The organism is Bradyrhizobium sp. LA6.1 (genome assembly GCF_040547805.1).
GTDB classification, from domain to species: Bacteria; Pseudomonadota; Alphaproteobacteria; order Rhizobiales; family Xanthobacteraceae; genus Bradyrhizobium; species Bradyrhizobium barranii.
The window spans coordinates 1-21,959 of record NZ_JBEPQK010000031.1 but is presented as its reverse complement, the minus strand read 5'-3'; the positions used below and the strand labels follow the sequence as shown (position 1 = coordinate 21,959).

Annotated in this window: 11 protein-coding genes and 2 pseudogenes; 7 read left to right on the top strand and 6 right to left on the bottom strand. The window is 59.1% G+C overall.

The features are described from left to right. Nucleotides 1-49 precede the first annotated feature (49 nt). Entirely contained in the window at nucleotides 50-2,020 is a 1,971-nt protein-coding gene (locus ABIB99_RS42100) for a 4Fe-4S binding protein (RefSeq protein WP_354181769.1), read from the top strand. Here the strand turns inward: ABIB99_RS42100 and ABIB99_RS42095 are convergent, their stop codons facing one another. Further along, complete coding sequence (locus tag ABIB99_RS42095) at nucleotides 2,021-3,319, bottom strand: c-type cytochrome (protein ID WP_354181733.1); 1,299 nt, start codon at nucleotides 3,317-3,319, stop codon at nucleotides 2,021-2,023. A 213-nt stretch (nucleotides 3,320-3,532) separates the two neighbouring features. Here ABIB99_RS42095 and ABIB99_RS42090 point away from each other — a divergent pair, with 213 nt between their 5' ends. After that, nucleotides 3,533-3,772 (top strand): hypothetical protein, encoded by a 240-nt coding sequence (locus ABIB99_RS42090; RefSeq protein WP_071916339.1) that lies wholly within the window; start codon nucleotides 3,533-3,535, stop codon nucleotides 3,770-3,772. A gap of 195 nt (nucleotides 3,773-3,967) precedes the next feature. On the opposite strand, the gene ABIB99_RS42085 is transcribed toward ABIB99_RS42090, so the two are convergent. From ABIB99_RS42085 to ABIB99_RS42075, 3 genes are all read right to left on the bottom strand, one after another. After that, nucleotides 3,968-4,183: a hypothetical protein gene (locus tag ABIB99_RS42085; protein WP_354181730.1), complete on the bottom strand. Its 216-nt coding sequence runs from the start codon at nucleotides 4,181-4,183 to the stop codon at nucleotides 3,968-3,970. 421 nt (nucleotides 4,184-4,604) lie between these two features. Beyond that, nucleotides 4,605-5,441, bottom strand: a complete 837-nt coding sequence (locus ABIB99_RS42080; protein ID WP_354181728.1) for a glycosyltransferase — start codon at nucleotides 5,439-5,441, stop codon at nucleotides 4,605-4,607. Nucleotides 5,442-5,603: 162 nt separating this feature from the next. Further along, entirely contained in the window at nucleotides 5,604-6,797 is a 1,194-nt protein-coding gene (locus tag ABIB99_RS42075) for an aspartate kinase (RefSeq protein WP_354181726.1), read from the bottom strand. A gap of 784 nt (nucleotides 6,798-7,581) precedes the next feature. On the opposite strand from ABIB99_RS42075, the gene ABIB99_RS42070 reads away from it, so the two are divergent. Next, a complete protein-coding gene (locus ABIB99_RS42070) occupies nucleotides 7,582-8,859 on the top strand; it encodes a complex I NDUFA9 subunit family protein (RefSeq protein ID WP_354181724.1) in 1,278 nt (425 codons plus the stop codon). Between the two features lie 430 nt (nucleotides 8,860-9,289). Further along, entirely contained in the window at nucleotides 9,290-9,508 is a 219-nt protein-coding gene (locus ABIB99_RS42065) for a hypothetical protein (protein ID WP_166349897.1), read from the top strand. Nucleotides 9,509-9,662: 154 nt separating this feature from the next. Here the strand turns inward: ABIB99_RS42065 and ABIB99_RS42060 are convergent, their stop codons facing one another. Then, nucleotides 9,663-9,980, bottom strand: coding sequence for an ABC transporter substrate binding protein (locus ABIB99_RS42060; protein WP_354181722.1), 318 nt, complete (start codon nucleotides 9,978-9,980; stop codon nucleotides 9,663-9,665). A 1,048-nt stretch (nucleotides 9,981-11,028) separates the two neighbouring features. On the opposite strand from ABIB99_RS42060, the gene ABIB99_RS42055 reads away from it, so the two are divergent. From ABIB99_RS42055 to ABIB99_RS42045, 3 genes and pseudogenes are all read left to right on the top strand, one after another. Next, nucleotides 11,029-11,571 (top strand): MFS transporter, encoded by a 543-nt coding sequence (locus tag ABIB99_RS42055; RefSeq protein WP_354181720.1) that lies wholly within the window; start codon nucleotides 11,029-11,031, stop codon nucleotides 11,569-11,571. A 1,252-nt stretch (nucleotides 11,572-12,823) separates the two neighbouring features. Next, nucleotides 12,824-14,020 (top strand): annotated as a pseudogene (locus ABIB99_RS42050) (IS3 family transposase). A gap of 20 nt (nucleotides 14,021-14,040) precedes the next feature. Further along, nucleotides 14,041-14,495 (top strand): annotated as a pseudogene (locus ABIB99_RS42045) (FMN-binding negative transcriptional regulator); the annotation flags it as partial. Between the two features lie 716 nt (nucleotides 14,496-15,211). Here the strand turns inward: ABIB99_RS42045 and ABIB99_RS42040 are convergent. Beyond that, a complete protein-coding gene (locus ABIB99_RS42040; protein ID WP_354181718.1) occupies nucleotides 15,212-20,782 on the bottom strand; it encodes a trifunctional serine/threonine-protein kinase/ATP-binding protein/sensor histidine kinase in 5,571 nt (1,856 codons plus the stop codon). Between the last annotated feature and the right edge of the window lie 1,177 nt (nucleotides 20,783-21,959).

Here is a 21,959-nt window from a genome sequence, read left to right as displayed (position 1 = left end):
CATGCCTGATCCGCCGAACACGATCCTGATCTGCTCGTGCGAAGACACGATGCGCCTCGATACGGCCGCCGTGAAGCGAGGATGCCGCAAAAGCGAAATCGCCGAGTTCCGCCAGCTCTGCAGGGCCGAGCTCGATCATTTTCGCAATGCGGCGAAGGCGGAAGGACCGCTCATCGTCGGCTGCACCCAGGAGGCCCCACTGTTTGGCGACGAGGCGAAGGGGCGTTCGGGGAAACTGGATTTCATCAACCTTCGCGAGACGGCCGGCTGGTCGGTGGAGGGAACCAAGGCAGGCCCAAAAATGGCAGCACTGCTCGCCGCTGTGTCCGAGGCTGCGCCTGCTTTTCCGTTTGTCACCCTATCGAGCGAAGGGGTGATCTTGATCTATGGCCGCGACGAACTTGCGGTCGAAGCTGGTCGATTGCTTGCCGATCATCTCGACGTGACGATCATGATCACAAAGCCGTCACAGATTATGCCGCCGGCGACGACATCCTTTCCGATCGTCCAAGGAACGATCCGTAACGCCAAGGGCCATTTGGGGGCCTTCGAGTTGACGGTCGACGACTATGCGGCCCCCCGCCCCTCCTCGCGCGATACGCTCGTCTTCGAGGCTCCGTGCGACGGCCTGACTTCGCGCTGCGACATCGTCCTTGATCTCTCCGGCGGGAAACCGCTTTTTCCCGCGCATGACTTGCGCGACGGCTATCTCCGCGCGGATCCGCGGGACCCGGCCGCGATGCTGCGTGCGGTGCTCAGGGCACGCGACCTCGTCGGCAACTTCGACAAGCCGAAATACGTCAATTTCACCGCAGAGATCTGCGTCCATTCGCGCTCGAGGCTGACGGGTTGCCATCGCTGTCTCGATCTCTGCCCGACCGGAGCGATCACGCCACATGGCGATCACGTCAAGATCAACGCCGAGGTCTGCGCCGGATGCGGCCAGTGCGCCGCGGCCTGTCCGACGGGTGCAGCAACCTATGCCCTTCCGCCGCCCGATGCGCTGCTGCACAAATTGCGCGCAATGCTTTTGACCTACCGCGAAGCCGGCGGCTCCGGTGCGGTCGTGCTGCTGCACGACACCCAACATGGCAGCACGCTGATCGATGCGCTCGCCCGCCACGGCGACGGGCTTCCCGCCAATGTGCTGCCGTTCCCCGTCAACGAGGTGACACAGGTTGGATTGGAGGCGGTCGTGGCATCCTTCGCCTATGGCGCAGCGGGGATACGCTTTCTCCTCCGCGCAAGACCTCTGCACGACATCTCCGGGCTTTCTCAAACCATAACGATGGCTGATGCCATTGTTTCCGGATTAGGTTTTTCGGGGCGCCGGGTTGCGACTATCGAAACGGACGACCCGGACGTGCTGGGCGAAGTGCTGCGGTCGATTGAACCCGCGCCGGCCGTGGAGCGTCCCGCAACCTTCAAGACGGTAGGCAAGCGGCGCGACCTGCTTCGCTTCGCTCTTCACGAACTGCACCGCGTTGCGCCTGTGCCGACCGACGTCATTGCGCTGTCCCAGGGCGCGCCGCTTGGTACGGTTACCGTCAATACGGACGGATGCACTTTGTGCCTGGCCTGCGTGTCGGCCTGTCCCACCGGGGCTCTCCGCGACGATCCCGAACGTCCCGTGCTTAAATTCGTCGAAGATGCGTGCGTGCAGTGCGGATTATGCCAGAGCACCTGCCCGGAAAAGGTGATCACTCTGAAGCCGCAGATCGATTTCCGGGCCTCAAGGGCTCCGGCACGGATCATCAAGGAGGAAGAGCCGGCGCTTTGCATCCGCTGCAATAAGCCCTTTGGGGTAAAGAGCACGATCGAGAAGATCGCTGCGAAACTCGAGGGCCGACACTGGATGTATCCTGCGGGCGACAAGCGGCTGGACGTGGTCAGAATGTGCGCGGACTGCCGCGTCACCGCCATGAGTGAACAACAGTTCGACCCGTTCGCCGGCGTGCCCGAACGCGCTTCGCCTCGCACGACCGATGATTATCTCCGTGAGCGTGAGACCAAGCGTTAGCTACTTGGCGGTGGCGCGCGCCAGGAAATCCGTAAGCGCCTTGCGATCCTTCGCGGATCCAATCCGCTGCTCCGGCATTTTTGTGCCAGGCGTATAGGCGTTCGGACCGAGTTCGAACAATTTTGACACGGTCTCGGGCGTCCACACGATGTCCATCGCTTTGAGCGCGTCGGAGAAGCGATAACCAGGCAGCGACGCGATCCTGCGGCCGTACAAGCCCGCAAGCGTGGGGCCGGCGCGCTGCGCGTCCTGCTCGGACAGGGTATGACAGGCAACGCACGCCCTGAACACCTCGGCCCCGTGATCTCCCGTATAGGCGGCAAGCGGATCGCGCGGCGTGGCTTGCAACGATGAGCCGATGGGGGCGCCGGTCAGCGCGTTCCAGCGCCGGATCCTGCCGTCGACGCCGCCCGTCAGCAATGTTGCGTTGTCCGGCAGGAAAGCGACCGACCACACGGGCGAACCTGTATCGACCAGGCTTCGCGCGATGCTTCGCGCCTTTCGGTCGATGACCGCCACGACACCGCCAATTCCTGCAGCAGCGACCGACGTGCCGTCTGGAGAGATCGACAACGCGACAATCGGCGTCTGGCCAGCCTGCACCTCGCCGCTTTCCCGGCCCTCCGACATCAGAAAGCGTAGCCTGCCATCAGCACCACCCGCTACGATCTCGCCGTCAGGCGCGACTGCCACGGCATTAAGGGGTGAGCCCAGCGTAATGACATTAGGGGTGCCACCCGCCAATGGCCAGATCCTCAGTTCACGATCGTAACCCACGCTCACCAGCGATCGTCCATCCGGCGTGAATGCGACGCCGTTGACGTTCTGCGCATGCCCTTCCAGCACCTGCTGCGCGCCATCGCCGAGCGACCAGATACGAACTGTATGGTCCCAGGAGGCAGAAGCCAATCTTGCGCCATCCGGCGAGACTGCAAGTGAAGCGATCGGCGCGCCATGGCCCTCGAAAACCTGATCCGGCTGCTGCCGGCCAGGCGTCCAGATCGCTACCTTCGCATCCGCTCCGGCAGTCACCATCCGCCCATCCTTCAGGAAGGCCACCGCGTTCACCGCATCGGAGTGAAAGCGAAGGACCTGCTCGGCGGATTCGGTCTTGAGCGACCATCGGATGGCGGCGGTGTCGAAGCTGCCCGACAGAACATTGTTGCCATCACTGGAAATCGCAATCGCCCGCACGGGCCCACCGTGACCTGTCAATTGCGCTGGCGCCGGCGCTGAATGCATCGCCAACAGAGCGGCAACGATGCAGAGACTGGTGCTGAGACGTGGGACCCAATTCATCTGCGGCTTACAGGTCGTTCGGGCATGTCGTCGGTGTTGACACGGCGTACGTGCACTCGCTCCGTCTCGTCAATGATTGAAGCCGTTATCCGGTTTCCATGCTGCACCGCAGGACGGGCATGGCTCCGCTACTCAATGCCGCAACGGCTGTTGTCGGCTTGAACCGGGCATAACCTGAACCTATGCTTGATCTGACACGTCGAGGACGACGTCATGCAAATACGACCTAAAACGTATCTGCATTTCATTTCGTTGTGGCGATCACTTCGCGATGCGATACCGCCACACCATGACGATGTGCCCGCTGAAACGTCACCGTTCCTCATCTATACCGCGGCCGTGCTGATGCTTCTCTTGGCCATTCTGGAACTGGACGCTCATCGAGGCGAACTGGAATTGCTCGGCCTTTTGGGGAACGACTACCCGATTCCGCCCGCTTTCCTGGGCCCGTAGCCCCGCCTCTCGACCACGCTTTCGTTCGACCTCGCAGGCTCAAGCGCATCTATTTGCGAGCCCTGGCTGAACGGTCTGCTGCGCGGCCTTCTGCCTAAAGCGCGATGAGATTGGGATGAATCGTCATCGCGCTTTAGGTTGTTGTTTGAGCATGATCTTTTCGGAAAACCGCTGCGCACTTTTTCGGATCATGCCTTAGCGCTTGGAATCCCGCGGAAAGACCAATGACCGATCGTCAAAATCGTCGACCGGCAGCTTGTCTGCGCTTCGACCGCTTTGCATGCCCTGCAATGTCGACGGGCTTGATGTTCCGGCGCGCCCGACCGTTGCGTTCGAGTGTGATCGCGGGATGCCGGTCACAGCAGCAAGCAGACCAACAGCGGCGATGGAATAAATGATCAAAGGCTTCATGCGAAATCTCCTGTCCGCCAGAAATCCCCGCAGCGATCTGATTAGCGCGAAGCCTGACGTGGGGGTGTGAGCCGCCTCACACCTCCCGGGATTCTTGCGCTCAGCGCCTGTCAGGTTCCTAGTTTGGAACCGTCAGAGTCGGCTTCATCCCCTGAGCGAGGTTCGTCGACCGCGCGGGGCGGCAAGGCTTGTTGGGCGCGACTTGTTTGGCGCGCTGGTCACGAACAATCTTCGGGAGGCGTTGCGAAACAGCACGTCAGGCACGAAAATCTCAGACCATCTACCGCACCAGTTTCGCACCAGAAACGATCTCACCGGAACACAACGAACACGACCGAACGCAGACCAAAACGCGTCCAGATCAACGAAGCCGACTTCGAAGCGGCCGCATTGGCACGGGGGCGGCTCAGTTTTCGGACAATCACATCTTGATCGCATTCGCGAAGAGCCTGTCACCCCACTCGTACAACGGCCGCATGAAGTCCGATTGGGTGTGGATTGCTCGACCTTTGCGTTCACGCCATTTTCGTCCGTAGGTATCGAACGGAAAGTGTCGCATGTAGTAGTCGCAGGTCTCTTCCCAATGGTCGACCGACAACGATTTGCCGTAGTGCTGGCAATAGAGGCCAGTCGCCACGCGTTCAACGCCACCCGGCTCGCGCGCATGGTGCTCTGCGAAGGTGACCTGCAACCGGTTTCGCCACAACATCAGAATGTCTCGCCTTTCCGGACCAAAGAAACGACGAAAGTCCAACAGCTCGCGATCGGCCTGATAGGGTGCGTGGTCCCCAGGAGTCATATAGGCATCGAACAGTTGAACCCGCACGCCGTCGCATTCGCTAGAATGCGTTCCTTCTATGAATCCGCGTAAATCCCCGGTAACGCGCTCATCCGCATCGAAGCAAAACATCCAGTCGAACTGCAAATGCTCGCGCGCCGTCTGCAACAAGAGGCCGCGATGCCGACCCTCAGCAATCCGGCGCGCCTCGATGTCAGCTTCCCACGACCGATTTGTCACAATCAGAGCGACTTTCGGGTGTTCGCATAGAATCTCCAGCGTACGATCCGTGCTCGCGTCATCATAAGCGACAATCGCATCGACCTGCTTGCCCACGTAATCCAGTGTGTCTCTGAGAATAAGCGCTTCGTTACGAACGCGGGTAGCGCCGATTAGAAGGTGCTTGTCACCCAATAGACCTGTGTTGCAAGCAATGATTCGTTCGCCCTCGCGAAGTAGCCAACCAATGGTGCCCGGCATGATCGACGCCTCCCGACTATAAAAAATTGACACCAACGATGGCGGACGGGCGCGTATCAGCAAGATTAGGAACTCTCGTTGTCGCCGCATCGCGCCGGCGAGCCGCCCCTCTTGACCATCCCTCCCCATACGCGATTTCGTGATATCTTCTCAAAGAGGTTGTTAGATCAGCGAATGCAAGGCCGTGACCGCGGCCTCGCGGGTCTCCACAGGAACGAACAAATTTATCGAATGTGGTGATAGAACGTACTTTTCAACGACAATCCCGTGCGATTGCAGAATTTGCATCGCCTGAAATGGCAAGTCTGAAGAAACGCCGCCGAAGCAAGTGAGGCTCACCGAACTCAAAGTCTCACGCCCTTTGCGCAAGTCCTTGCTCCTTTCCAGCGTGCGCAGCAGAGTGTCGAGCGTTTCCGACTCGCAAGTCATCATGATGCGCGTTTTTCCGGCGGTGAAAGCCGAGGCGAGGACTTGCGGCCAAGATAGGCCGCTTTGCTTGAGATGCTGCGCAAATTTCTCAAAACCGTGACTGAGATTCGTCGAAGCGATCTCCACATGCTCAATACGAGCCATCGAGTTGACGGCCAGAATTTTTCCGGTTTCCATTCCGATAACCTCTTTCATCACTCGCGTGCTGTGTTCGGAATTGCCCCATTTTCGCAAATACAAAGGGATGTTTTGGCTTTGTGCCAGCTCCACGCTGCGAAAATGCAGAACCTTGGCGCCCCAAAAACACATTTCGGATAAGGATGCAAAATCCAGCCGGCGCAATGGTTTTGCGTTCGCCACGATGCGCGGATCGGCCGAGCAAATTCCGTCGACCTCTTTGATAATTTCACAGCGCTCGGCCTTTAGCGCCGCAGCCATGGCGACTGCAGTGGTGTCGCTGCCGCCCCTGCCTAGTGTGGTGATTTCTTTGGTTCGCGGATTCACGCCTTGAAAGCCCGCTAAAACCACGATGCGTCCGCGACCGAGTTCTTCGAGCACGCGCGCAGGCCGCACATCTAAAATGCGCGCGGAAGAATGAGATTCGTCTGTCATTACACCGGCCTGACTCCCGGTAAAACTAATGGCTGGCGCACCGAGATCAGACAGGGCCATGCTCATCAACGACATGCTGATGCGCTCACCGGTCGTTAACAACATATCCAGTTCGCGGCGGTTGGGATGCGGGCTTACTTGATAAGCCGCCTTAATTAGTTCGTCGGTCGTCTTACCCATCGCTGAAACGATCGCCACGACGCGATGACCACGGCTGTGCAAATCGGCGAGGCTCCTCGCAACCGCGCGGATTTTTTCCGGGGTTTCTAGACAGACGCCGCCGTATTTTTGCACGATGGTCGGATTGCTGCGCATTTACGTGCGACGGCAGCTGTATGAGCGGTGGCTTGATGTTCGCTTCGCTCCGCCGGATAGTTTCATGCATCTAGCTCCAGAACTGCTTGGGGTCCGCGCAAAGATTGGATCACCCCTATCGAATTTCGCGACGTTTTTTCCGCGCGCCAGCGCGTCTCTGAGGTTCAGAGAATAGGCCAGTGCACGCGGTTGCCCACGTACCTCTCCGCTCATCGCCTTTCACAGCTCTCCAAGTATTCGATACAAGAATCGTTTTTCTTGGCGGAAGATTGGCGGTCACGACAAGATCGGCTGGGTAACGCTAAAGGTTCTGCCGACCCGAAAAATAATCCCTGAATGAAAGTGTCGTACCGGTTTCGCCGGGAAATGGCCACACGCACGTCCTCGGACCAGCGGTGCCGCCGACCCGTCTCCACCGCTTCAAGCCGTTCGACTTGGGCACTGAGCCCATCACCGTCCATCGGGACAGTTCTCAATACCGCGCCTCTTTCGGCAAGGCGGCCCCGCCGGATGTGTACTAACAGAGTGGCCCGACGTCGTGTTTTCTAGGACGTTCCAAGACTTGTCAGCCTTGCACAAGGCAGCTAACGAAAATTTGGGTCCAGATGCTGGACATAATCGATGTGGATCAAATATCATCCACCATTGCGCGCGATTGCTCCAAGCTCCGAGAGCTTGGCGGCCGGGCCCTGTCGGCTGAGACAACAACTGACGCCCCCCGAGCCCGTGCCTACTTTCGCTTGGTTGCCCTGAGTTAGTGCGTCGCTACCAGCAAGGTTGCGCTATGCTGAAACACTTGCTCATTGAAGTCATTGGTCACGTTTCCGGTCTCAGCGACGCGCAGCTTGAACAAATTGAGCGGTCATTGCCCGCGACCAAGGCGCTGATCGATCTTCTCAGTAAGGCACATCCGATCATCGAACAGGCGGAAACGCTCTATAATGAGGCGCAGCCGCTAATCGATCAAGCTAGGAAAGAGTGGCAAACGGTCGGCCCTGCAGCGCAAATTCTGATTGATGTGATCTCACATCATCTCAACAAAGGCAGTTCGCCGGCGGAGGCCACTGAGGCAGTGCGCGCGGCGCTCGGCGGGTCAATACAGAACGTTGCGCAGGATCGTGGGATGGACCGGGGAATGAACCGCGTGACCGTGTTTGGGGGGACCGGCTTCGTTGGTTGTCGCGTTGTGCGCCATTTGAGCGTCTCCACCGTTACGGTGCGTATAGCCTCACGGCATCCTGCGCGGGCCGAGGGCGACAACGCGGAACAGGTCATCGCTGATGCCCATGACGAGCGCTCTGTAGAGGCCGCCGTTATGGGTGCCGACGGCGTCGTCAACGCGATCAGCCTTTACACCGAGCATGGAGGCGACACATTTCATTCGGTGCACGTCGAAGCGGCCGCCAGGATCGCTGGAGTGGCACGGCGGGCCGGGGTCAAACGGTTTGTGCACCTATCAGGCATAGGCGCTGACCCCACATCGCCTTCGCCATATATTCGCAATCGCGGCGAGGGCGAGGTGGCTGTGCAAGCGGCATTCCCTGGCGCAGTCGTTATCCGCCCGGCGGTAATGTTCGCGCCGGACGACGCCTTTCTCACGACAATTCTTGGGCTGCTTCGGACCCTGCCGGCTTATCCGCTATTCGGCGACGGCAGGACGAGGCTTCAGCCGGTGTACGTGGACGACGTCGCCGCGGCGATCGCACAGGTCCTGCGGCAAACACAAAGACCGTTTCCAATCTACGAACTGGCCGGCCCGCGCGTTTACTCATACGGCGAGCTGTTGCGGACCATTGCGCGCACCGCCGGATTGCGGCCAATGCTGGTGCGAGTACCCTTTGCTTTCTGGAATGCCGCCGCCGGCCTCGCTGAGATCCTGCCGCACCCGCCGCTCACGCGCAATCAGGTTGAGCTTATGCAGATCGACACGATGGTCTCGGGCAGCCGGCCGGGATTCGGTTCACTCGGAATTTCGCCGCGATCGCTCGAAGAAGAACTCAAAGCGATGCTCAAGCATACAAACGAGGAAACTCAAAACACAAATAAGGGTCGAGCCAGGTAGGGTTGAGACTTCGTTACCGTGTCACGATGTGACTACTGATGTCGGGAAGCGGCTTACCTCCGAGGTCGCGCACTAGGCCCGATAGATCAATGGTCGCAGCTCAGGGGTCAGTTCATCCGCCAAAGTTTTTACAAGAGCCGAAGGGGAATGACCCTCCCGAGTGAACCCTTAGCGTGCGGCCAGCCGGCTGGAGCTGTCTGAATTAGGACAATCGATCTGTCACATTAGGATACCCAACGGAGTGCTCCTTTTGCGCAGTCACCTCTTCACTTTGACCGGGAATAAATTGAGTTGGCCGGCTCGACTCATCCAGCCCAAGTCCGGACGGCAGGCGGCCCTACCACGCGACTCGCGAGGCGGGGTCGCTGCGTGTAGCTCTATCAGATGTGCTACCAGTTGGGTCGCAAGATGGTAGCGGGAAAAGCAGATCATGACTGACGATCAGGTCAATCTCGTGGTTCGGCACCTTTGCGAGCAATTGCACTTGACGCTCCGATTGAAGGGCAGCGAGGCACATCCACCAAACGCCAAGGATATTGGTTTCGATCCTGCCTCTGTAAGAACTGTGTTGCTGACAGGTCTGCGTTCGGCGGGCTTCACAATCCACCACGAGGCAATCGGGGCGAGCGAAGAGCCGCCGTGGTCCTAACGAAAAGCCCAGGACAGAAGTCCCGTGCCAATGTCCGGGTCGTACGCACCGGTCTACCTTTGAGCCGGTGACTTCCGGTCTACTCGCGTGAACGGAATTTGCCAGACCAACGCGACTGGTCGGGCTCGTGCCAATAGACGTCTTTTGCGTCTACTCAAATTATTTGGTCAGCTTGTGCGAGTAGTGTCGTCGGAACTACGAGCTTGAGCGCTTTTGCAGTTCTAACGTTGATCCATAACTCGACCCGCGTCGGCTGTTCGACGGGCAAGTCGCTGGCTCGTGCACCCTCAAGGATTCTTTTGACGTAGTAAGCTGATCGAATAAAAAGACGCCGTCTCGACGCACCGTAAGCGAGTAGACCACCTTCCCCGACGAAATCCGGCGATGTTGCCAAGCTCGGAATGCGGTGCATCAACGCCAACGCGGCGATGCGGCTTCGATACGCGAAACGAGGACGACTTCGCGACTCCATCGACCATCGGCCCCGGACCCGACGAGCGCAAGAGCGCACCCGCGTTAGTATTACTTGGGCCGCTTAACGATACCAGATCGCTTCGCAGATGGCCTCCGGGTGACGATCGTTTCAATACCTTGCAGCGTCCGCGCGAATTCGGACCGCAGGTGCTGCGCGTGTGCTGCATCCTTCGGCTCAGATAAAAATGCAATCTTCACGAAGAAGCGGTTCAATCGCGATGTGACGAGAAGATTGTCAGAGTGTTGCGAGCGTAAGTTCGTGATCTGTCGTCGCATCTCAACGAGATCGAACCGGTCATCGTCGGGCTTATTCGCCAAATGAAGCTCATACCGTTGCGGTAGATAAACGAAGCCGCCGCGCCGAATATCTTGGCGCGACGACCTCGCCATGGTGAACCCGGACGGGGCAATGTCCGGTGCAGAGAGGTTAGCGCTCCGCAGCTCGGGTGCAATCGAAGACGCGGATTAAGCTTGATGTCGTCGCGGAAAGTTAAATCTGGAACAAGCGCTACTGTGGTCTACAGCACGCCCGCGCGTCCAGTTAAGCGCTCCTTCTCCAGCGACGTCCCGGCCACGCGATCAAGGTCGGAGCCTAGCGCTTTGGCGCGGGTTACGTCGCCTCAATCGATCGCTCGGACTTGCCAGATTTTGCCGCCGTGTCCTTAGCGAAACTGTCCATAAGGCCGTCAAGCCGCCTTTCGCTTGGAGATCAGCTTTCGCCCGTTGCGCCGACGTCAGGTCGCGGCGGATCAGGTTTTCGTCGATTTCCATAGCGTCGCAGGATGTGCCGCCTGAGGCAGCTGCTCCGGCGATCCACGCGCGAAATCAGCCCAGGCACGATGAAATACCAAAAGTTGATTACTCTGTTCAATCAACCGAACATTGCTTTTGATTTGCCGGTATGAAAATATGGGCGCCTGACTGACGAGCGCGGCTGGGCACCGCCTTGTTCAAGACGATCGTAGCGTGGGGACCGACGCGCATGAATCTGAGAGGCTCAACGGCGGGTCACGGGAATACGACCTTGCCGGACACTCGCTTTGGCTATGAGGATCTACCACATTCCGTCGAAAAGTTCTTACGAGGTCAGGCCGACCGTATTCGTCGGCAATGCGCAAATTCGATCATCCAGATCGAAGCGGCGAAATGTGCTTGCGGCCGGTGCGGTCCTCATCGCGGTCGGCAGTGGCGCCGCCGCCGGCATGGCGCTGCTTGGTGGGTCGATGCAGGCAGAGGCGCTGATCCCTGGCCTGCTGCTACTTGGATTTGGCCGCGGCCTACTGGTGACGCCGCTCTTCAACATCATTCTCGTCGATGTTCCTCAAGGCAACATCGGGTCCGCGTCGGGCATGCTGAGCACCATTCAGCAGGTGGGTGGTACCTTCGGCGTCGCCCTGGTCGGGATCCTGTTTTCGACGGTGCTGATGCGAGCCCGCAGCGCCGGGATCGCCGAGGCCGACGCTTATTGTCGAGCGTTCGCGGCAGCCAGCGGCTATGCCGCCCTGATGGCTCTGCTCGTCCTTGCGCTGCTCTTGACTCTGTCGTCCGACCGTACGGCGCGCTCCGCCGCGCCCCGAGTTCGCGGCTGACATTGTCGCTAGCTTCAAGAGCCGAGTCCCCGGACGGCGCGGAGTGCGCGATCCGGCCTCGATCCATCAGGGATTAGATTGTTGGCCCGGACTTTTGTCAGACTGCGTTGCCAGTTCCACGTGATGGTTGCCGGCGCGGGGCCCGCAACAAGGATCGAGGAGTCTGCCGGTTCAAGAATGAGCAAGCAGCAACGGCGACGGCCTTCAAGAGATTGCCAATGAAGGATTCAGCTGCGAAGCCATCAAGGATTAGATTATCGAAGGCGAAAGTCGAGGCGCTACAGCCCGGGATCCGCATCGAGCGATCTGTCTAACACATTGATGTTATGTGGATTTATGGTAGCGGGAGACCGCTACCGCCTTTCCCCACACGACTCAAATCTGCGATATTCCCTCCGATGGCCCGCCTAAAGTCGGAAGCTCATCGAACGGTAGGTTCAAGTCGGGGGCACGCAACCAACGATTCTTGCGATTGGTCGAGAGGGCGATTCCCCGCCTGGCTGCGTACATTGACCGTTACCCGCAATTCCGCTCGTACATCTGCCACACCGTTCCCCTAAACGACACATGTGCATCAAGGAAGCGGTGTAGACGAGGGCTGCGAGAACTCTCGGAAGAGGCCCTCGACACTGTCGCTGACGATATCCTTGATGCCCGTCGGGTTGGTGTAAGGAAACCGCGCGTTGATCCAGCCGGACGGTCGCTGCCTTTGCAGCATCGGTGAAGCCCCCGCGGGCAATCTCCTCTGCGGCTATTGCGCGACAAGTCCTCAGATACAGCCGCTCGTCATCGAACATCGGCTCTTTCGGACCCGACGCGCCGTGTCCAGGGTGCACGATGGCGACATTGGGATACATCGCCTCGAGCCGGTCGAGGATGCCAAGCCACGGCCCGGTATGGGCTTCTCTAAGGGGACCGTGGAGCCGGTTGAGAATGGCGTCCCCGGGGAACAGCTCTCGCGTGGCGGGCAGGTAGTAGGCCGTGGTCGCAGGGGCCTCGCCAGCCCCTAATTCGCGCGCGACGATCGTCAATCCGTCGATTTGCAAGGTCGTGTCGCCGTCGAAGGTGATGCCAGGGACCACGAAGTCGCGCGGCGGGATGTCGGGCGCATCGGCCTGCTCGCCCGCGTTCGCACCATAGGTGTCGTAGCGAATCGCATCGGCGGTCACCTTGGACGAATAGACGGGGATGACCTGAGCCCCTGAACTTCCTCCAAAAAGAGGTAGAATCCGTCACCTTGAGGGAGACGGAGATGAAGCAGTCGAGGTTCACGGAAGAACGGATCATTGCGATCCTGCGGGAGCAGGAAGCGGGTTCGAAGACGGGGGATGTCTGCCGCAAGCATGGGATCTCAAGCGCGACGTTCTACAAGTGGAAGGCCAAATATGGCGGCCTGGACGTATCAGACGCTCGGCGCCTCAAGGTGCTTGACGACGAGAATGCGAAGCTGAAGAAGCTGTTGGCCGAGGCGATGCTCGACAACGCCATGCTGAAGGACCTCAATTCAAAAAAATGGTGACGCCCGTCGCAAGGCGGCAGGCTGTGGCTCACCTTCGTTCGAGTTTTGAGGTCAGTCAGCGGCGGGCGTGTGAAGTGATTGGAGCTGATCGGTCCTCGGTGCGTTATCGCAGCCTTCGGCCTGACGACGCGACCATTCGCGTCCGGCTGCGTGAGCTGGCGTCGGTACGCCTGCGCTTTGGCTATCGCCGTCTGCTTCTCATGATCCGCGGCGAAGGCGTGCTGATCAACCACAAGAAGCTGCGGCGGCTGTATGCCGAGGAGCGGCTGCAGGTTCGCCGGCGCGGCGGACGCAAGAGAGCTCTGGGAACACGGGCTCCGATGGCGTTGCCGCAGGGACCGAACCAGCGCTGGTCACTGGATTTCGTCAGCGACACGCTGACCGACAGCCGACGCTTCCGTATCCTGGCTGTCGTGGATGACTTCACCCGGGAATGCATCGCATTGGTCGCCGACACCTCGTTGTCGGGGACCCGGGTGGGTCGTGAGCTCGATGCCGCGATCGCTCAACGAGGCCGCCCGACCATGATCGTCAGCGACAACGGGACCGAACTCACCAGCATGGCCATCCTACACTGGTCGCAGCTCACCCGGATCGAGTGGCACTACATCGCACCGGGCAAGCCGCAGCAGAATGCCTTCGTAGAGAGCTTCAATGGACGACTGCGCGACGAGTTGTTGAACGAGACGTTGTTCTCGTCACTCGAGCATGCTCGAGAACTGCTTGCCGAATGGCAGGATGATTACAACACCGTTCGTCCGCACAGCGGGATCGGCAAACCTGCCGCCATCAACCTATGCCAGACTAACAGCGTCCGAAATGTAACGGGACGGGACGCTGCGCTATGTCGAGGGCTCCGCGCCCCGTCCCGTTGCATCACCGAGCCACACAGGCTCAAATAACCAAAGGATTCTGCCCATCGCTGGATGATCTTTGGGGCTCAGGTCACGCATCCGCAGTGGAAGCTGACACCGACTGGCGAGGCGATGGCCATCTTCGCTGGGACGGAGGCCTATGTCAGCCCCTCCTGGTACGTGACCAAGCACGCGAGAGGCGAGGCCGTACCGACGTGGAACTATATCGCCGTGCATGCCTATGGGCCGGTCGAATTCTTCGATTCTGCCGATCGGCTGCGAAGGTGGTCACGCGGCTGAGCGATGTGCACGAGCGCTCGCGCACAGACCGCTGGGCGGTGTCTGACGCCCCTGGCGATTTCATCAAAACGGAGCTTAAGGGGATTGTCGGTCTGCGATTGCAAATTACACGCCTCAATGGCACGCGGAAGATGAGCCAGAACCGCAACGCGGCGGATCGCGCCGGTGTCATCGAGGGGCTATCGAAGAGCGACCGTGACCAAGACCGTCGTGTGGCTCACCTCATGACGAACCCGGACGACGTATTGTGACGCGGTATCACTGGATTTTCTCCATATCCTCGACTGCTCTCCTTCTGGACAGCGATGCGACGGCGGCGGTCGGTTCCTGCTCGGGCTTTTACAGATCACAGAAACCATACACGACGCCTCGCCTGCGCGTCACCTATTGCGAGCGGCAGCAGCGGCGCGAGGCCCCGAGGCCAGTCCGGAGAAGAAGAGCGGTACACCGGTTGCAATCCGCGGGCTGCTTCGGGGCGCATGACAGGAATGCTCCGATTGAGATCGGATTCAAGGGGGCTGCGCCGGCTCCACTGCTGTCAAAGCAAACCAGTTTAGTACGGAATCTTGCGACTGGCGCTAACTGATCCGCCACACTGAAACTCTGCGCAGCCACGAGCGAAGGTTGCATCTAAAGTAAATCACCGCATTGAAATCGCCCTTCCCACCCAAACAAAGATGCTTTGGAAGGCGGATTGCCGTCATTCTCTCGAACACCGCGTATGCAGCTTTCACCGTGATTCCGACGCCCTGCAAGTCTCAAGAGACTTGCAGGAAGCCTTCAAAGCGTCTTGAAGCTAACACGGTCAGATTGCAGATCTTCTGACAATTCGCGACAATCTGCGCTCGCTCCAACACTCCCCGATGGGCAGTAAGAAAAGCGAATGTCTAAATCCGCGAGGTCTCGCCGCTCGCTCTGTCACGATGATCGGGCTCCCGGAGCGCCCTGCTCGATATCGCACTCGAGCCTAAGACGTTGAAGAGACCTGTTCCCACCGATCGACGACGTCCGGCGCAGCCGGCATGCTGAACTGAAAGACGGCCCCGCGAGGATCATTGGCGCCCGTCCACATCCGGCCCCCGTGCGCCTCAATAATAGAATGGCAAATGGCCAGCCCCATGCCCATGCCTTCGGGCTTGGTGGTGTAAAACGCCTCGAACACGCGGTCAGCACTGTTCGGATCGAGTCCTGGGCCCGTATCCCGAAAAGTGACCACTACGTTGTTCGAGTCATCTGTCCGCGCACTGATCAGTAACTCGCGGTCACTTTCGTTAATCTCGCTCATGGCGTCGATGGCGTTCGTGATCAAATTGAGAATCACCTGCCGGACCTGGACGCGATCTGCCCGGACGAGCGGCAACGCCTCAGTACGTCGCGTTTGCACCCATACATCATTTTTCGTAAGTTCCGCGCGAACTAGGGCCAGCACCTCTAAGATCAATTCGTCAATTGCGAGCAGCTCAGTTTGCATAGGAGCCTTATTCATAAGAGCGCGGATCCGACGGATCACGTTCCCTGCACGCATACTGTCACGGACAATCAAACCGAAGGTGTGCCGAACTTCTTCCAGATTTGGCGGTTGAGCACCGAGCCAATTTAGCCCCGCCCCCGCATTACTTCTGATCGCGGCAATCGGCTGGTTGACCTCGTGGGCGATTGAGGCGGCCAGCTGTCCCATTGTCGTGATCCGATTGGCGTGTGCCAGCCCCATCAGAGTCTCGCGATATCGTCGTTCGCTTTCACGGGCTTCTGCTTCCGCTCTCTTTCGCTCTGTCAGGTCGAGGACGAAGCCAACACCTTGGTCGTCTCGCGCATCGAATACGGCGAGGCCAATTAGCACCGGCACGCGGCTGCCATCCTTGCGGACATACTCTTTCTCGAACTGCTGAACAGCTCCGGTCCTTTTTGCTTCTCTTCCAGCATTCAGTGTGCGCTCGTGCCATTCTGGCGGTGTAAGGTCGAGACCGTTAACTCGCCTCGCGACGAGATCCTCTCGGTCGTATCCTACCATCGTGAGGAAGGTTTGATTTGCCTCGATGATCTCGCCTCCTTCGCGAATGATAAATATTCCGATGACGTTAGCGTCGAGTAAGCGCCGGATTTTCGACTCCCGTTGCTGAACTTCGCTGTACAACCGGCTGTTTTCCAGCGCTGTTGCAGCTTGCGAGGCAAGCATTTTCAGCACCGAGTTGCGGGCAGCCGAGAATATGCGCGCGGCGAGATTATTCTCCAGATAAAGTACACCGATCAGCTTGCCCTGCGTGATCAGTGGCAGGCAAAGAATAGAACGCGCTTTGCGCTCGCGGATATACGGATCTTCCGCAAATGAAGGCTCGGCGGCAGCGTCTTCGAGAATGACGTTTTCGCGGACGCGTAGGACGAAATGCAGCACGGACTCGGGAAGCGCCATCGGAGTTACGGGCTGTTCATTCACCTTTACAAGCAGCGCATCCGCTACCGTTGTGGCTTCCGCCTCGATCCGTGGCTCGCCTCCATGCAGCAGAATTAACAAACCTCGTTCGGCGCCGGCCTGCTCAATGGCAGTCCGCATAAGCGTGTCGATTAGTTTTTGGAGAACAATCTCGCCGGAAATCGCCTGCGACACTTTTGTCACCGTCGCGAGATCAAGATGCTCAACCGGAGCTCCGATCCTCATTCCATTCATGGCAGGAGTGGTCTCCTCATGGCTGAGATGGGGATACAGCTCGTCGAGCTGACGCACCTTGCCATCTGCTCCCCAACGAAGGTAGCCGCGCCGCGCGTCCTGCAGGTAAACCCGGGAGATTCTGTCAAAACCGCGCGCAGCATAAAAGCGCGCTGCAAGTTCGCAAGCGATTCCCTCGTGGTGGGCGAAACCGTTACGTGCTGCGGTCTGGATTGAGTGTTCATATAGTCGCATTGCGTCTGCATCCCGGTATTCGAGCCTTGCAATTTCGGCGCCGACCAAGGCAGCCCGATTCTCAAAATTTTCAGGACAATTCGTCGCCCATATCTGCAGCTGTCTGTAATGGGCATCAATGATATCCCAATGCTGCTGTTGTTCGCTTTCGCCTAGCTTGTCGCAGTAACATGAGTGAGACAGCGCACCATAGAAGTGAAGCTCCGCGATCAAGGGCTCCGTCGGCATAGTCCATAATTTGGGCTCCGCCTTGGAGCGAGCATCAACAGCCGCAGCATAATCGCCGGCTAGAAATCGCGCCTGAAGTTTGCGGATCCAGTAGACGGTTTCGCTAGGTGACAGCTCCGGACTCCGTGCCAACGATCGCTCGACGTCTAGCTCGTCAAATTGTTGGTCATCGAAGCAACCGAATGAGCGCGTGAGGCCGCGCATGTTTCTAATGATTGCGAGCTGAACGGCTACGCCATCAGCAGCAAACTGAACCTTTCTATTCCGTATCGTAGCAAAACTTTTCTCTACTTCGTTCTGCACCTCTTTCAGGGGATCTCCGGCCATCATCATATTTGAGGTTAGATGAAGCAAGCTGTACGCTTCATAGATGACATCGCCGCTGCTGACCGCAGCTGCGAGCGCTCGCCGAATCAAAACTCGGCCACCTCTTAGGGGCTTCGTCCACGGGATCACGTTGCACCCGAAGGCCAAATAGACGGGAGCCCGAAAGCGGGAGAACTCACCGCGATCAACCAGGTCGCAAGCAAGACGACCAAATTTGTCAGCTGCTTGGTAGTCACCGAAGCGCCCGGCCAAGATTCGGCCTAGCCATGCGTAATGGGCGCAAGAAGCATCAGTGTTGCCGTATTCGAGGCTGATGGTGACAGCTCTGCAGATGACCAAAGCGGATAAATTGGCGTCCGTGAAACCTGCGGGCGGAAGAATCCGCGTCAAGACGGCAAGCGTGGCAAGCGCGGTCTGATCGGTCATTGCAGGCAAACTAGCAAGATCCTCGATTGCGTTGGGCAGCTGCGACCACATCCGCTGATATTCGGCTAATGTTTCCTGGTCCGTCGGATGCTGCGACCACTCGATCCCGACGTCGTGAAGATATTCGAGCCCTGTGAGCACTGCCCGCCCGTGCTGACCGAGCGTCAAGTAAAGATCGACCCGCAAACAGGCGACCGTTGCTCGCTGGGGCCCGTTCAAGGCGCGCTTCGACAGAGCGGACAGGAGACTCTCTGCAACGTCCAGCTGGCCTACCAAGAATTCGCATTCCGCCCGGCTTGTCTCCAGTGCAAACGCGAGTTCGTGGCGCCCTCGCCAAGAGTGCTCCGCGAGCAGCGCAGCACCAACGGTGAAATATGTGAGTGCCGAGGCGTAGGCCGCCGACGCCCTGGCACGCTGCCCTGCGACCAAATTCAGCTCTGCGAGCTGCTCACGCTCCTGACCGGAGGCAATTAGCGCGACACCTCGATTGAGTTGACTGACGATGTCGAAGATTGCCTCTTCGCGTTTGTGCGCAGGGGCGTGTGCCGCCAGCATCCGACCGATCCGCAGATGGGCAGGAGCGCGCGAGGATTCCGGCACCAGCAAGTAGGCCGCCTCTTGAAAGCGATCGTGGAGGAAGCGGTAGGCTGTTCCGTGGCGCGCGATCAGTTCCTGCCGGATCGCCGGCCACAGGGTCGCATGCACCTGCTCCTGCGAAGTTTCGAGCACGATTGCAAGCTCCGCCGTCCCGGCGATGTTGCCGAAACAGGCCAGCTGTTGCAGCGCGTCCTGCGTTTCCTCGGGCAGGCGGATGAGCTTGCCGAGCATCAGATCTACGACGTTCTCGGTGTACGCTTTTGCGTGAATACGCTCGAGATCCCATCGCCAGCGCGCCGACTCGTGATCGAACGTCAACAGATGCTCTTCGGCCAGCTCAGAAAGGAATTGAATGGCGAAGAACGGATTACCCATCGTCTTCTGATGCACCAACTTTGCAAGCGGGGCAGCGCGTTTGGGTCCGCAGCGAAGGGTGTCCGCGACTAACTGCGCGACATCGTCTGCAGTGAGCGGCGAGAGCGTGATCTCCTCGAAATTTACGTCAGCTCTCCTGATGGAGTCCAGCTTGCGTTTGAGTGGATGGCCTGCATCAAGCTCGTTGCTGCGGTAAGCTCCAATGAGCAGCAGGTGCAGATCCGACTGGGTCAGGAGATCCTCGATCAAGTCGAGCGTTGCGGCATCATGCCACTGCAAATCGTCGAGGAAGAGCACCAAAGGATGGGTTCGCCGGGCGAACACGCCAATAAAGCGGCGAAGCACCAGCTGGAAACGAATCTGCGCTTGCCGGGCTGGAAGCTCAGCAACCGCGGGCTGCTCGCCAATGATCCGGCTCAGATCGGGGATCAATTCGACCATCAGTCGTCCATTCGCGCCGAGCGCCTCCCGGAGCGCTTGCCGCCAGGTGGCGAGTTCGCCCTCACTTTTGCTGAGAAGAGCACGGACAAGACTCTGAAACGTGTGCACTAGCGTCACATAAGGAACGTCGCGCTTCAGCTGGTCGAATTTGCCTGACACCAACTGCCCGCGCGAGGGCACCAGCGCTTTGTGTAGCTCCTGGACGAGCGAAGATTTACCGACACCGGAGTAACCAGCGACGAGCACCAACCTCGGCGCGCCGCTCTTCACCGCGCGATCGAAAGAGGCAAGCAAAGCCTCGATCTGAAGGGCTCTGCCATAGAGCTTCTCGGGGATGAGCAACCGATCAGGTGTGTCGTCTGTGCCGAGCTCAAACGGGTCGATGCGACCGTGGTTGGCCCATGCTGCGAGACAGTGTTGCAGATCGTGCTCAAGGCCAGCGGCAGTCTGGTAGCGTTCCTCGGCGGTTTTCGCGAGGAGTTTCATCACAATCTGAGATATCGGCTCGGGGAGGTTTTGCGATTTCTCGACGGGCGGTATTGCTTTTCTTGCAATATGACAATGGATCCACTCCAAGGGATCTGAGCCCGTGAACGGCAGCGCGCCGGTCAGCATCTGGTAGAATGTCACGCCAAGTGAATAGAGATCGCTGCGACAATCGACCGAGCGATTCATTCGTCCGGTCTGTTCGGGCGCCATGTAGGGCAGCGAGCCGGCGATGAACTCGGCAGGCTCAGGCGGCACGCGCTCGCGGGAAAGACGGGAAGCCAGACCAAACCCAGTGAGTCGCGCCTGTTCGTCAGGACAATTGACCAGAATGTGAGCGGGTTTCAGGTCCTTGTGAACCAAGCCGTGCCGGTGAAGCTTGCCCACGGCCCTCGCGATGCCAACAGCGAGGCGCAGGAAGCGCTTGGGCTCCATACGGAGCCCAAGTAAATTTAGCAGTGGCTCGCCGCATGGATCCTCCAGGACCAGCATAGTCCGACCAGCTTCCCGGATGAGTTCCAACGGCCGCACCGCCCATGCCTCGTCTAACTCCTCCCTCAGCTCATACTCATGGGCGAGGCGGTCGAGCGTCGCTGGGTGTTCCGCGATGGGCCGCACAACAAGCACGACAGCCCTGCTGCCGTGGATTTGCAGGCGCCACGCACGGCAGAACGCGCGATCACCGTCCTCCCACAGGGGCTGGATGTCACTGTCGAGATTCGAGCCGAACAAAGTTCGGCTGAGGGGGTCCCGCGGCATTTGCCCGCCCGGTCAATAAGGACTGAGCCAAAACCTGACACATATGGGGCGAGCTTGTGAAGGGAAAACGGCGCGAGTACCGATCAAGGCCGCCAAAGAGTGGACCGCGGCACGCCAAGGTGCGACTTGCCTTCCAACCAAGCCGCGCTAGCGACGGCGCTATTTGTGGCGCGCGTCGCGCGGCTTGGTTGGAAGGGACAGCCCGATCGTGTCGATCCAGCCCAATCCTGCGCGCCGGCCGCCTGCACAGCATCGGCGGCGGGCGCTCCCGACTAGCGCAGTGTGTGGGCGAAGGATTGTATTTGATAGAGCGGCTCGTGGCCCGTTGCCGGACCACCAGCGGCCCACTGCCCAACGTGCAGCAGGGCCCAGATCGCTGCTACCGCTCAAGCAGACAATGACATGTGAAAGCTGATCGGTTTGCCCATGATCGGCACAACGCGCGAGGCCATTGGACGCCGGCTTCTGACGGCTGCATCGGCCTGAGCGTCCGGGGCGCGATGCGCAATGCCATCCCATGAGCCAATTGCGAGATCTCCTGGCGCGAACTGAAGCCCCGAGCGCCACAACTCGCTTCGCACAACGTCGTCCGAGTATGTCTTTCGAGCAAGCGGCCATACCATTGACGCGCTCAGTCTTCAGCACCAAACTAACATGGCATTGGGCCGAGAAACGTGTCTTCACAAGCTTCGAAGCCGTCCCGGTGCGCGCTGTCACGGCGTTAACGTGCGCCCGGTCCGTCCCGGTATTATCTGTGAAATGTTGATTATGCTGTCCCCGCGAAGCGAGCAGCGCGGCGACACTGAGATCGCCGTACCGAGCTAAGGAAGCACAGAGCCTGTGTATCCGTGTATCCGTGTATCCGTGTATCCGACACGATATTGAAGGACCTCGCCGTACACAATTTTGCACTTGAAGAAGGCCGGCCCTTCGACAACGCCTCTCAGACGCTAGTCACGAGCCTGATTTACGATCGCAGCAGAGACTTAGCTCGAACGAGACGAATCCAATGATGCGGAGGCGCGTTTGGACTTTGAATGATCAATAAACCGCAACGCCTGATCGAGCGACTTGAGCCAAAGTGTCAATCGGCGTTCGACTGGGACCCCCTAGCGGCATCCAAAAGGGACCCCTTTGATCGGCGTGCTCTGCTGGTAGCGCTCGGGTCGTCGGAGCT

Coding starts and splice junctions, on each gene's coding strand:
- ABIB99_RS42060 (WP_354181722.1), bottom strand. CDS start 9,980: ATGGAGTCGCGAAGTCGTCCTCGTTTCGCGTATCGAAGCCGCATCGCC.
- ABIB99_RS42040 (WP_354181718.1), bottom strand. CDS start 20,782: ATGCCGCGGGACCCCCTCAGCCGAACTTTGTTCGGCTCGAATCTCGAC.
- ABIB99_RS42085 (WP_354181730.1), bottom strand. CDS start 4,183: ATGAAGCCTTTGATCATTTATTCCATCGCCGCTGTTGGTCTGCTTGCT.
- ABIB99_RS42080 (WP_354181728.1), bottom strand. CDS start 5,441: ATGCCGGGCACCATTGGTTGGCTACTTCGCGAGGGCGAACGAATCATT.
- ABIB99_RS42065 (WP_166349897.1), top strand. CDS start 9,290: ATGACTGACGATCAGGTCAATCTCGTGGTTCGGCACCTTTGCGAGCAA.
- ABIB99_RS42090 (WP_071916339.1), top strand. CDS start 3,533: ATGCAAATACGACCTAAAACGTATCTGCATTTCATTTCGTTGTGGCGA.
- ABIB99_RS42055 (WP_354181720.1), top strand. CDS start 11,029: ATGAGGATCTACCACATTCCGTCGAAAAGTTCTTACGAGGTCAGGCCG.
- ABIB99_RS42100 (WP_354181769.1), top strand. CDS start 50: ATGCGCCTCGATACGGCCGCCGTGAAGCGAGGATGCCGCAAAAGCGAA.
- ABIB99_RS42070 (WP_354181724.1), top strand. CDS start 7,582: ATGCTGAAACACTTGCTCATTGAAGTCATTGGTCACGTTTCCGGTCTC.
- ABIB99_RS42095 (WP_354181733.1), bottom strand. CDS start 3,319: ATGAATTGGGTCCCACGTCTCAGCACCAGTCTCTGCATCGTTGCCGCT.
- ABIB99_RS42075 (WP_354181726.1), bottom strand. CDS start 6,797: ATGCGCAGCAATCCGACCATCGTGCAAAAATACGGCGGCGTCTGTCTA.